General features: G+C 41.5%; 8 protein-coding genes and 2 tRNA genes. All 10 read left to right on the top strand.

The features are described 5' to 3' along the window. The first annotated feature begins 209 nt into the window (after positions 1-209). The gene (locus H6763_04435; GenBank protein ID MCB9804038.1) at positions 210-860 is read left to right on the top strand and encodes an endonuclease III; all 651 of its coding nucleotides are present in this window, start codon (positions 210-212) and stop codon (positions 858-860) included. Positions 861-986: 126 nt separating this feature from the next. Beyond that, complete coding sequence (locus H6763_04430) at positions 987-2,258, top strand: S1 RNA-binding domain-containing protein (protein MCB9804037.1); 1,272 nt, start codon at positions 987-989, stop codon at positions 2,256-2,258. A 97-nt stretch (positions 2,259-2,355) separates the two neighbouring features. After that, a complete protein-coding gene (locus tag H6763_04425; protein MCB9804036.1) occupies positions 2,356-4,863 on the top strand; it encodes an ATP-dependent Clp protease ATP-binding subunit in 2,508 nt (835 codons plus the stop codon). A 15-nt stretch (positions 4,864-4,878) separates the two neighbouring features. Beyond that, complete coding sequence (gene radA / locus H6763_04420; protein MCB9804035.1) at positions 4,879-6,240, top strand: DNA repair protein RadA; 1,362 nt, start codon at positions 4,879-4,881, stop codon at positions 6,238-6,240. 512 nt (positions 6,241-6,752) lie between these two features. Then, entirely contained in the window at positions 6,753-8,009 is a 1,257-nt protein-coding gene (gene rho / locus H6763_04415; protein ID MCB9804034.1) for a transcription termination factor Rho, read from the top strand. Between the two features lie 71 nt (positions 8,010-8,080). Continuing rightward, positions 8,081-9,517 (top strand): M23 family metallopeptidase, encoded by a 1,437-nt coding sequence (locus H6763_04410; protein MCB9804033.1) that lies wholly within the window; start codon positions 8,081-8,083, stop codon positions 9,515-9,517. Positions 9,518-9,893: 376 nt separating this feature from the next. Beyond that, a tRNA-Ala gene (locus H6763_04405) sits at positions 9,894-9,967 on the top strand. Between the two features lie 75 nt (positions 9,968-10,042). Continuing rightward, a complete protein-coding gene (locus H6763_04400) occupies positions 10,043-10,927 on the top strand; it encodes a hypothetical protein (protein MCB9804032.1) in 885 nt (294 codons plus the stop codon). Positions 10,928-11,185: 258 nt separating this feature from the next. After that, positions 11,186-11,638: an NUDIX hydrolase gene (locus tag H6763_04395; protein MCB9804031.1), complete on the top strand. Its 453-nt coding sequence runs from the start codon at positions 11,186-11,188 to the stop codon at positions 11,636-11,638. 111 nt (positions 11,639-11,749) lie between these two features. Further along, positions 11,750-11,824, top strand: a tRNA-Ala gene (locus H6763_04390). The last annotated feature ends 378 nt before the right edge of the window (positions 11,825-12,202 follow it).

Here is a 12,202-nt window from a genome sequence, read left to right as displayed (position 1 = left end):
CGGATCTGTCGTGTTAGTCGGGTTCGCTGGACTGGTTGAGTTGGTTGCATCAGTCGCATGGGTCGTGTTGGTCTGGTTAGTTGCACTCGCAGTGCTAGGTGTGTCGGCTTGATTAGTTTCGCTTGTCGTGTGGGGGCTGCTAGTTTTACCGTTCTTGTTATTGTCAGATGGTTTCATTGTGGTTGGTTTGGTTAAGGTATAATACGATTATGACAAAAAAGCAGAAAGCTTACTATATCTTAATGAAAATGCAGGAACTGTTCCCAGATGCAAGGTCTGAACTCGAAAATTGGGAAACCCCTTTCCAATTCCTAATATGCATAATCCTATCAGCACAAACTACAGATGCGCAGGTTAATAAAGTAACAAGAGAACTTTTCCAAAGATTCCCTGATCCAAAAGCATTGGGAAGTGCAGATCTAGAGGGGGTGATGAAAATCATCGGGTCTGTTAATTATTATAGAAATAAGGCGAAGAATATCGTTGCTACAGCACGATCGATCGATGAAGGATCTGCAGGGAAGGTACCTAAAACAATTGAAGAATTGATCAAATTGCCCGGCGTAGGTCTTAAGACAGCAAATGTGTTTCTGAATGATCTATATGCTGCAAATCAAGGGATCGGTGCTGATACTCATGTGATGAGGGTTGCTACGAGGTTAGGATTAACAGATCAGAAAACTCCTGAATTGATCGCCCGAGATCTTGAAAAGCTCTATAAAAAGGAAGATTGGCACCTTGTGAACACACATTTCGTTCTGTATGGGAGGTATGTATGTAAAGCTCGTGTATCACCCGAAAATAGTGAGTGTGTATTCAAAGATATATGCTCTCAATGTGGTTCAATTAAAGCCAGATAGGGTGTTACACAATTTCGTGGAACGCAGCTTCTCTCATCCTTGATTTATGCTATAATCGCGTCAGTTGCGGAGATTAATTTTATCAGACATCCGGTAGTCCGCACATCCGGTTGTCCAAAAAATTTTATGGCAGACAGTAAAACAGTTTCAGATCCAGTCAGCCAGGACACCTCCAAACTTTATAGCCAGTTCGACTCATATGTATCTGATGATTCTCATCAGTTGAAGACCTTGTCTTCTGGAGATATCATCAAAGGAACGGTTATAGATCTCCTAAATGGTGCACTGATAGTTGATGTCGGATACAAATCAGAAGGTATAGTCGCAGGTAGGGAGCTTCGCTCTGACCTTGTTGATGTACAGAGTTTACAGCCGGGAGATGAGATACTTGTTTATGTTGTGCGACCAGAGGATGAGGAAGGCCGGTTGGTACTTTCTATCCGAAGAACTCAACAGGCAGGTGTCTGGATCGATCTAGAAAAGGCTAAAGAAGCAAACGATATCGTGGAAGCAACAGTTGTTGAATCCAACAACGGTGGTGTGATCGTAGAACTCCAGGGAGGTATACGAGGCTTTATACCAACATCTCAGCTTGATGCTCAAAGAGTTTTCTCTAGTGGTGTCAGACAGGTTGGTAGAGATATTTCAGCTAGAGTACAACAGAAACTTACTTCTCTTGTTGGTCAAGAGATAAAAACGAGGATAATTGAATTGGATCGTGAAAAGAACAGGATCATCCTATCCGAAAAGATGGTAACTCAAGCTCGAGATCTCGAACAGAGAGAAAAGACCTTGAGAACAGTAGATGAGGGAGATGTTCTGAAAGGTGAGGTTAGTGGTATTGCTCCTTATGGTATCTTTGTGAATGCTGCAGGTCTTGAGGGACTTGTACATCTATCAGAGCTTTCATGGGACAAAGTCGAGAATATCGGGGAACTTTATAAGGTCGGTGATAAGGTCGATGTTATGGTTATAGGTGTAAGTGATGGTGGTAAAAGAGTCGCTTATAGTGTCAAGAGATTACAAGAAGATCCTTGGTCTGAAGTGATCGCGAAATATAAAGTTGGTGATGTTGTTGAAGGTAAGGTACAAAAAGTGGTCGACTTTGGAGCATTTGTTAGAATAGACAAAGGCTTGAATGGGCTTGTCCATATTTCTGAAATGTCGGACAAGTTGGTCAAAGACCCGAGAGATATTGTAGCTGAAGGAGATGATGTGAAGGTTATGATCCTTTCTATATCGTCAACTGAGCGACATCTGGGACTTAGTTTAAAATGGGATTCTGAAGTACCAAAGGCTAAATCAAAGATAGTATCCAAAGATACGGATTCGAAAGTGTCCAGAGGGGAACTTGCGGAGCAGATAGATGAGGTTCTTGCGGAAGAGAGTAATAGTTGATAGCCTCTTGTAGATCTTTCAAATGCCCGGTGTAGCGACCTCTACCCGGGCATTTTAATATTGAGGTCGTACTGCTTAAGATTGATATAATTAGAATATGCCAGCAAAAAAGTCGGAAACAAAAAGTAATACATTCAGCAAGTTAAGTGCCAACGCAAGGCTGTCCCTAAAGTACGCCCAGGTTATCGCAGATGACCTGTTCTCGAGAGAGGTTACACCTATGCATCTTTTCCTTGGGATCATAAGTAATACAGATTCTCTCGGTTCTAGGGCTCTTTTAGCAATGGGGATAGATATTGATCAGGTTGTTCGTACATTTGTTGGTTCTAAAACATTTGATCTGAAGGCTAGTGAGAACAGAGGAAATGTTGCAGTCAGGCTTTCAAAGGAGAGTAAGGACACTTTGCGAATAGCATATTCATTGGCGAGTAAGCATTCTCATGTTTATGTCGGAACTGAGCATATTTTGATGGCAATTCTGGATCAAAGAGATATGACCGTTTCTAAAGATCTTGCTTCGATCGGGCTTAATTCTAAATATTTCAGGGATAATCTGGTGAATTTTGCAACTTACCCGATCGGTATCCTTGCTAAACCCACTGCACCAGAATCCGACCAGGTATCCCAAGGTCAATTAGCAATGTTGGGAAAGGATCTTGTCCAATTGGCTAATGAAGGTAAGTTAGATCCATTGGTAGGTAGGGATGAAGAGCTTAATCAGGTAATAAATGTCCTAAGTCGAAGGAGTAAGAATAATCCTATAATAGTGGGAGATCCGGGTGTTGGTAAAACAGCTATCGTGGAAGGGCTTGCTCAACTGGTCGCTGCCGGGACAGTTCCTAATTCGCTTATGAATTCAAGGATAATTGCATTGGATCTAAGTGCGATAGTTGCTGGAAGCAAGTTGAGAGGAGATATTGAAGAGAAGATGATAGCAATAATTAATGAAGTGACCGATTCTACAAATGTGATCTTATTCATTGATGAGATCCATAATATCCTTGGATCAAGTATGGTAGGTGGAGGTATGGATATGGCATCTGTACTTAAACCAGCACTTCTTCGAGATGATTTTAGAGTGATAGGTGCAACTACAACTTCCGAATACACTAGGTATTTTGAGGAAGATAATGCACTAGTGAGAAGATTCCAACCGATATTCATCGACGAACCAAGTATTGAGGAAACTATTCAGATATTGAAGAGGGTAGAACCATTATTGGAAAAGCATCACAAGGTCAACATTTCGCAAGAATCAATTGAGGCTGCTGCTAAACTTTCCCATCGTTATGTCAGTGATAGATTCTTACCAGATAAGGCTATAGATCTACTTGATGAGGCTGCAGCATCTAGGAGATTACAATTAGAAGTCAAATATAAAGATGTTGCTGATGTCATGGGTGATTATCACGATGCCGTAAAGCACAAAGAAAAGGCTGTTCTATCTGGAAGGATGGAAGATGCCAAAATATGGAAGAAAAGGGAACAGGAACTAAAAGAGAAGTTGGAAGAGCTTGAGAAGAAGCGCTCGAAAAGTAAAGATACTGCAAAATATAAGGTCGGCTTAGATACAATTCAGGAAGTAGTTTCCAAATGGACAGGTATCCCGGTACAGACCATCGATAGTAAGGAAACAGCCTTATTGAAGGATCTTGAGAGTTACCTAGGATCTAGAGTGGTAGGTCAGGAAGAGGCTGTCGAGAGTGTTGCATCTGCAATAAAGCGTGCAAGGACGGGTATTTCAGATGCCGACAGACCTTGGGCTACACTCATGTTCCTCGGACCTACAGGAGTCGGAAAGACTGAATTGGCAAAGGTTTTGACCAAACTACTTTTTGGTGATGTGGACAGATTGATACAGATAGATATGAGTGAAATGATGGAAATGCATAGCGTATCTAAACTTATCGGTTCGCCTCCGGGTTATGTGGGATATAGGGAGGGAGGACAATTAACTGAAAAGATCAGAAAGAAACCACACTCCGTGATCTTGTTTGATGAGATCGAAAAAGCACATCCCGATGTTTTGAACATCTTACTTCAGATAATGGAGTATGGACACCTGACAGATGGAAAAGGGCGAAAGGTGAATTTCAAAAATACCGTAGTTGTTCTGACCTCTAATATCGGAGCTGAGGATATTCAGAAAGATAAGGTGCTTGGATTCTCATCAGCATTGGATCTTGAAGAACGAGAAGATGAAAAGATAGAGGATGCCTATGACACAATGAAGGAAGAATTATTAAGAAAATTGAAGAAAACTTTAAGGCCAGAGTTGTTAAATAGGTTAGATGACATAGTGATCTTCAGATCTCTCACAAGAAAAGATGCTCGACTTATCGTAAAGATCCTTCTGGCTGATCTAAACGATCGATTACGCGAAATGGGTGTTCAGGCAATCTTATCCCCATCGGCGATCGATTACATCGTCAAGGAAGGTTTCAGTGAAGAATATGGAGCTAGAAACTTACGAAGAGTGCTCCAGGACAAAGTAGAGGATGTACTTGCTGATTATCTACTTGAAAATCCTTCTGTTAAGAAAGGTAATGGAGCAGAGAAGACTTTGAAGTTCAATATGAAGAACGAAAAATTGCAACTTATCTGATCAGGATAGTAGGTAATGAAATACCGCTGTACTAATTGCGACCATATGACCTTGAGATGGGAAGGTAGATGTTCGTCATGTGGAGAGTGGGGTACATACGAAGAATTTGAGGACGAGTCGGTGTCAACAACTATTACCGGATCAACCAATCCCGCAACCCCCGCAAAAGCTGTCTCTATCAAATCTGTCGCTCATGGCAAGGGTCAGAGAAGATCTGTGAGGATATCTTCCGGTATTGGTGAATTTGATAGGGTTTTAGGATCGGGTTTTGTCGATGGTGAGGTAGTGTTGGTGACCGGGGAGCCAGGTATTGGTAAATCAACACTTCTAACACAGCTTTCGATCATTTTATCCCAAAAATATAAGGTGCTTTATGTTGCTGGTGAAGAATCAGTAGGTCAAGTGTCACAAAGGTATACCCGAGTAAATGAATCAGGATCACTGGGAGATAATATCGAGATCACTCCTGAGAACGATGTTGATGCAGTCTGCGCTTTACTGGAAAAAAGTGATCACAAGTTTGTTATTGTCGATTCTATCCAATCTGTAAGGACCTCGGCATCAAAAGGTTATCCCGGAAGTATCTCGCAGGTCAGATTGTCAGGTCAGCGTTTGATGGAGCTAGCTAAGCGATCGGATAAGATCCTGTTAATAGTTGGGCAGATAAATAAGGAAGGTGCGATCGCTGGTCCCAAAGTTTTAGAACATATGGTAGATGCTGTCATACATTTCGAAGGTAGTAAAGAGGGATACTTCAGGATCTTGCGCCCATTGAAGAATCGTTTTGGAGCAACTACTGAGATCGGAATTTTTGAGATGATGGAAAAAGGATTCCGCGAAGTACCCAATCCCTCAGAGATATTTATAGATACAGCAGATCTATCACCCGGTGCGGCATTAGGTGCTGTCATTGAAGGCTCGAGAGTTGTATTGCTTGAAGTTCAGGCATTGGTTGTTGATCATGGTTCATCACCCGGTCCTCTGCGTAGAGTAGCAAATGGTATCAAGCGTCAGCGATTAGAAATGTTGTGCGCAGTTCTATCACGTCGGGGAGGGGTGTTTCTTGCAGATAAGGATGTTTATGTGAATATCTCTGGAGGATTGAATGTAAACTCTACCTCCATGGATCTAGCGATATGTGCCGCTATAAGCTCCTCCTTGAATGATAAGGCTTTATCAAAGGAGCATGTATATGCAGGTGAGGTAGGGTTGACCGGAGAAACCAAACCATTTTATGGTATCGATCAGGTCAGGAAAGAGGTTGAGAGGTTGGGTTATAAAAAAGTCTTTATGCCAATGTTGGGTGGAAGGGGTGCACGAAAGAGTTCAAAAGCTTCTGTCTTCCAGCAGGTAGTCAAACATGTTTCGTCCATTTAGAGGGTATTTGAGAGCGATCAATTGAATATGGGAACCGGATCCTTTTCACCATGCTGTTATCCACAATTTGCGTAACACCTGAAAATACAGAAGTATTTACGTAACAAATGTTGCACGTGGATATGGGATGTGCTAGGATGAGAGTAGTATAAGAAACGTGGATATGTGGCTTCGAGTTATGGGTTGACAGATATAAGGAATACTAGGTATAATAAATGTATTAATAGAGTTCTTTAGTCCCAGGGTTTGGTTGAAGAGTCCCTTCGTACTGAACCCTTGGACTAGGGAACTAAGGAGAGACACGCAGACGTGTCCTTCGATCATTTCATACAATGCTTGTATGAAGCGATTGGGGTCGGTCGGGGCAGTACCGATCCCTTTTTTCCTATTTGACTACTTTCTCATCGTTGAATATACTCTGGTGTTGCCAACAGTTTTCTTTATCAGTGGAACAGGGACAAAATCCCTTACATTTCACGAACTATAAATAATATTTTCCATTTCCCTTAATTATGACAATGAGCCTCAAATCCCTTGAAGAACTTACTATCGCCGAACTACGTACAAAGGCTAAAGGTTTGAAGATGCAAGATTTCATGGAGCTTCGTAAGCGAGATCTTATCATCGAGATCTTAAAGGCTTCTACTAAGCAAGATGGGTTTATTTTTGTTGATGGTCTATTGGAGATCATGAAGGATGGAACCCATGGTGTATTGCGTACAGATGGCGTTCTCCCAGGTGAAAATGATGTATACATCTCAGGATCTCAGATCAAGAAGTTCAATCTACGAAGTGGGGATATGGTTACTGGACCTGCAAGATTACCAAAAGACAAAGAGAAGTATCTAAGTCTATTGCGTGTAGATAGTGTAAATCAGAAGAGTGCAGCAGAAGCAACCTCTCGCCCATATTTCAACAAGATGACACCAATATTCCCGGAGAAACAGATCAAACTTGAGACAACACAAGAAGTTTTCTCAACACGAATGATCGATCTTCTTGCTCCTATCGGTTTTGGACAGAGGGCTATGATAGTTGCCCCTCCTAAGGCTGGTAAGACGACCCTACTAAAAGAGATCGCACATGGTGTATCAGAGAACCACCCAGAGGCGAAACTTATGGTAGTACTAGTAGGTGAGCGACCCGAAGAGGTGACAGACATGGAAAGAAGTGTGAAAGGTGATGTATTTGCATCAAATTTCGATGAAATGCCCGAGCACAACTGTAAAGTTGCTGAAATGGCTTTGGAAAAAGCAAAGAGGTTGGTCGAATGGGGTGAGGATGTTGTTATCCTTATGGATAGTATCACTAGATTAGCCCGTGCATATAACATCACGATGCCAACATCAGGTCGTACTCTTTCAGGAGGTTTCGATCCAGTGGCACTTTATCCACCAAAGAGATTTTTTGGTGCTGCAAGGAATTTTGAACAGGGTGGCAGTTTGACCATTGTTGCTACAGCACTTGTTGATACGGGTAGTCGTATGGATGATCTTGTATATGAGGAATTCAAAGGTACAGGTAATATGGAACTACATCTGGATAGGAAACTTCAACAGAGAAGGGTCTTCCCAGCTATTGATGTCGTTCGTTCTAGTACTAGAAATGAGGAAAAGCTACTCGATAAAGATGTTCTAAATCAATCATGGAGAATTCGAAGGATGCTTGAAATGCTTGGAGGAGATGAGAATCCAACAGAAGTATTGATAGAGCGTATGAAGAAGACAAAAGATAATACAGAGTTCTTAGCTACCTTACACGAAGCTTGATACTACTCAAAATTTTCCTATTCAGGATTTGGTATAATACCTGACAAGTTCAATTATGGATCTATATTGATTTGGGTTCAGAATCTAGGAGTAAACAAAAGCGTGAGCGAAACATATTCAGTGGTTTGAAGTTCAGGCAATTGGTGGATGAAGCAGATCATGTCGCTCAGGAAGTTCAGGATGTCATAGAGAACAATCTCTATTTCACCGACGAGATCCGGTTTGACTCTGGAAATTCGATCGAAAGAGCACCAGCCTTTAACTTCAACGGCAAGCTAAAAGCATTTGGTGATAAAGCATATTCCCTTATCAGAAGGTTTTCTATCACTCGTTTCCTGTCAGATCTCTTTATCTATCTATCAGCCAGGACCAGGGTGTTTTTTGTACTTGGGTCGGTTTTTGGTGAGGTGGTCGGATCGCAGTTGGAGGTTGTGAAAAGGATGCTTATTCGTCGTATGTTCTGGGGCAGAAGTAGCCTCTTTAGGTTCTCGTTGCAATTCTTTACTATCTTTCTAGTGATGTTGGTCTTTATGTCTGGGACTTATAGGACTAAGGCTATAGAGGCAAATTACCAAATAGCTTCACAGATACCAAATGTATCTGAAAACAAAAAGACAGATACGTTTGTCCAAAATTCTTCAACAAAAACTCAAATAAATACAAATGCAGGTCGCTTTGAATTAGTGACCTATATCGTAAAAGGTGGTGATACCCTCAGTACTATAGCTTCTCAATATGACTTAAATGTTCAAACGCTTCTCTGGGCTAATGATCTTACAGAAAATGATTTTATCCGACCTGGTATGGAATTGGTCATCCCTTGGGGTGACGGAGTTGTAGTTGAGATAAAGAGTGGTGATACGATCGAGACTTTGGCGACAAAATATGAGATCAATGGTCAGTTGATCGTAGATGCAAATCTTTTAGCACCTCCATATGTACTTGAGGTCGGTCAGAAAATATTTCTCCCTGATGCTGTTATGCCTGCACCTCCTGCGCCTCCTCCTGTAAGGAACGCACCGATCTACTCAGGTATTACCTCTCCTGTATCTACAGGCGTCTCACAAACACCTAATACAGGCGGTTCTAGGTGGCTCGGATGGCCTTCGACAGGTGGTCGGTTGACCCAATGTTTCAGCGGTTGGCACAATGGGATCGATATCGCTGATCGTTCGTATCCTGCTGTAGTTGCCGCAGCACCCGGAACTGTGACATTCTCAGGATGCCAATCAGGAAACTGTCCTCCACCCGGTCAGGAAGTTGGTGGATGGGGTCTTGCCTGGACAGTGATTATTGATCATGGAAATGGTTATTCGACAGTTTACGGTCATCTTAATTCGCTATATGTCACATCCGGCCAAAGCGTTTCTGCAGGTCAAGCTATCGGACAGATGGGACAGAGCGGTTTAGCTTACGGTATCCATGTACACTTTATGGTGGTGTATAGCGGAACCTGGAGTGCAGTGAATCCTGCCCAATTCATGACTACGAGTATTTGTGGGTATTAGCGATTGCTAGAGGGTAGGTGTTATGGTTGTTACAGTAATGGATAGAAGTAATTATTTATCCCTAGAGCAAGGATCGGTAGCGGGTAAGGGATTATCGGTTTCAGTGTCGTGAATGAGGAAAAATCGGTGGTGGTTTTGGTGAATATGGAATTATCGGTTGCAGTGTGGTGAATGAGGAACAGTCGGTGGAGGGTTTAGTGAATAGGGGATTATTGTTTTCAGTGTGGTGAATGAGGAATTATCGATTGAAGATTTAGTGCGTAGGGGTAACAGGATGTTGGAAAAGATAGTGTGGATCGTTGAACAGCACTGTTAGAAACAAATCTGAAATTCGAGTTGCGGAAATATTGGTAGAGGTTATAATACTGTAATTCATGGGCCTGTAGTTCAGCTGGCTAGAACGCTTCGCTGGCAGCGAAGAGGTCGTGGGTTCGAGTCCCACCAGGTCCACAACCCGCTAACTTATAGTCTGGGGTTATTCTGTAAAACTACTGCAACTGTCGACCCCTCTCTTCTTTACTCAAAATGGATAGAAAGCTCTCTCACGCACAAAATTTCATAAGATCTTCTGTATTGGTGGGTGAATTACTTGCCTTGAAAGAAGTAGAAATTTATCCTACTGACCATGTTATTGATATTGGTTCGGGAAGGGGGATCATAGCTGAAAGAATTCTCAAAAGATTAAGTGATGAGGGAAGATTAGATCTGATAGAAGCTGATCGTGTGTACTATGAACAGCTAATTATGCGATTCGGTAGATACCAGAATGTACATATTACTCATGCGAATTTTCTAGATCTTTCACTCCCAAAAACACCCTTTAAGATCTTTTCTAATATTCCATTCAATTTCACGTCTGATATTCTAAATAAAGTACTTGCTTATAAAACTTCCCTAAATACCGCGTATATTATTATGCAGAAAGAAGCTCTTGAGAATTGGGGGGGTTCTCAGATGGATGAACGATATGGTGGATCTTTGAAATCATTATTAAATTATCCTTTCTATAAGATATCTGAGATATATCAATTCAAACAGAGTGATTTTTCACCAAGACCATCTGTTCAATGCGTTCTTGCAAAATTTCAAAAAAGAGCAAAACCTTTGGTCGAACCAGAGAATCTACCGGTATACCAAGATTTTGTCACTGCGATATCCAATGTCAGAGTTGGGGAGGCCGTATGGAGAAACCTTTTTACAAAGGATCAGTTGGAGTATATGTATAAAAACTATTTTTTGTTACCAAATTCAGGCATAAATGCACAAAATTTAGAAAGTATATTTAAAACGTTCTGTTCTTTTCTTGAGCATACTAATGAAAGGGGCAAAAGAACGATCTTAGGTTCATATGATAAGCGAACTGAACAGGTTCGTAACTTAGAGAAAGTTCACCGTACAAGGTGGGGGTAAAAGAAGGACAATAGTAAGAAGGGTGAAAGGTCGTAATGTAAGCATAAGAAAGATCGCGGAAAGGTATGAAGAATCGCGCAGTATTACCATAGTGAAGGCAAAAAGAAAGAAGGTCGAAAGATCTTAAAGGGTAGAGAGAATAACACACCGATAATATAGTGTAGCCATAAAGAAAGCTGTTCTTATCACATGTTCTTCTATTGAGTATCGATATTGTTGTGTGTATCATTTAATAATTAATTAAGGAATTGTGAGGACATGTCTGAAATTCAAGGACATTCAGCACTAACTTCTGAAGATCACACCTCTAGTGTGACACTCGCATCTGGTGCAGTGATATTTCATGATGGCAAGGTATTGTTGGTAAGGGATCAGGATACTTTTTGGAAAGTACCAGGGGGGTCTTGCGATGATGAAGAAAGTATAAAAGAGACATGTATAAGAGAGGTTGCAGAAGAGGTAGGATTACGAATAATCCCTGGAGGTGAACCATTTGTTTATGTATTTAATCGCTACGATGAACATGCTGATATCACGCATTACTACGTATTATTCCATTATAGAGCTGAGATCGAGGGCTCTAGCGATCTAACTATTGAGAGCGGATCAGAGGCCGCCTATTTCTACCCAAATGATCTCCCAGAAGAATTAGCTCCAAATGTAGCTCTCGCAATTGATCACTTCAAATCCCATAATGACAGGGATAACTGAAGTCCTCTAGTGCAGTATGAGGAGGGGCTAATTATTCTCATGGTCTTTATAGATAGCAAGATCATCGTCATTGTATAGTATTGGTTTTTAGCTATATAATACGCAAGTTGTGGGCCTGTAGCTCAATCTGGCTAGAGCACTTCATTCGCATTGAAGAGGTTGCGGGTTCGATTCCCGCCAGGTCCACAGCGTTCTCGACCATGTGTCGAGAATGATGTGAAGTATGATCAAGTATCAAGCTTTGTTCGCTTGTCCAACCACTGCGAAGCAAGTGGTGGAATTCCCGCCGTCTCCACAAAATAACCCTACGGTACGCTTTCCGGTACGGTCTCTGAATAGACGTCATATCCTCTTTCCTTCGCAATCTGTAATGCTCGTTCTAGATTCTCATTTGCAATATATATAAGATCGGTAAGTCTATTAGGTTTGTGACTCGTCACTAATTCAGCAATCTCAAAGGGTTTCAAACCTGACTCCGCAAACGAAGTGCACCACTTGAGTTAAAATACTTTGTATTTAACTTAAGTAAGAAAGATATTGCATTACAAACAACTCAGCCTTGAA

This window comes from Candidatus Nomurabacteria bacterium (assembly GCA_020632395.1).
Taxonomy (GTDB): domain Bacteria; phylum Patescibacteriota; class Dojkabacteria; order SC72; family JAHDCA01; genus JACKFQ01.
Note: the sequence above shows the minus strand (reverse complement) of the source record. Positions and strands in the feature narration are given on the sequence as shown.

Bases quoted from the DNA above. Each gene is read 5' to 3' on its own strand.
- H6763_04435 (MCB9804038.1), top strand. From the start codon at position 210: ATGACAAAAAAGCAGAAAGCTTACTATATCTTAATGAAAATGCAGGAA.
- H6763_04430 (MCB9804037.1), top strand. From the start codon at position 987: ATGGCAGACAGTAAAACAGTTTCAGATCCAGTCAGCCAGGACACCTCC.
- H6763_04425 (MCB9804036.1), top strand. From the start codon at position 2,356: ATGCCAGCAAAAAAGTCGGAAACAAAAAGTAATACATTCAGCAAGTTA.
- radA (MCB9804035.1), top strand. From the start codon at position 4,879: ATGAAATACCGCTGTACTAATTGCGACCATATGACCTTGAGATGGGAA.
- rho (MCB9804034.1), top strand. From the start codon at position 6,753: ATGACAATGAGCCTCAAATCCCTTGAAGAACTTACTATCGCCGAACTA.
- H6763_04400 (MCB9804032.1), top strand. From the start codon at position 10,043: ATGGATAGAAAGCTCTCTCACGCACAAAATTTCATAAGATCTTCTGTA.
- H6763_04395 (MCB9804031.1), top strand. From the start codon at position 11,186: ATGTCTGAAATTCAAGGACATTCAGCACTAACTTCTGAAGATCACACC.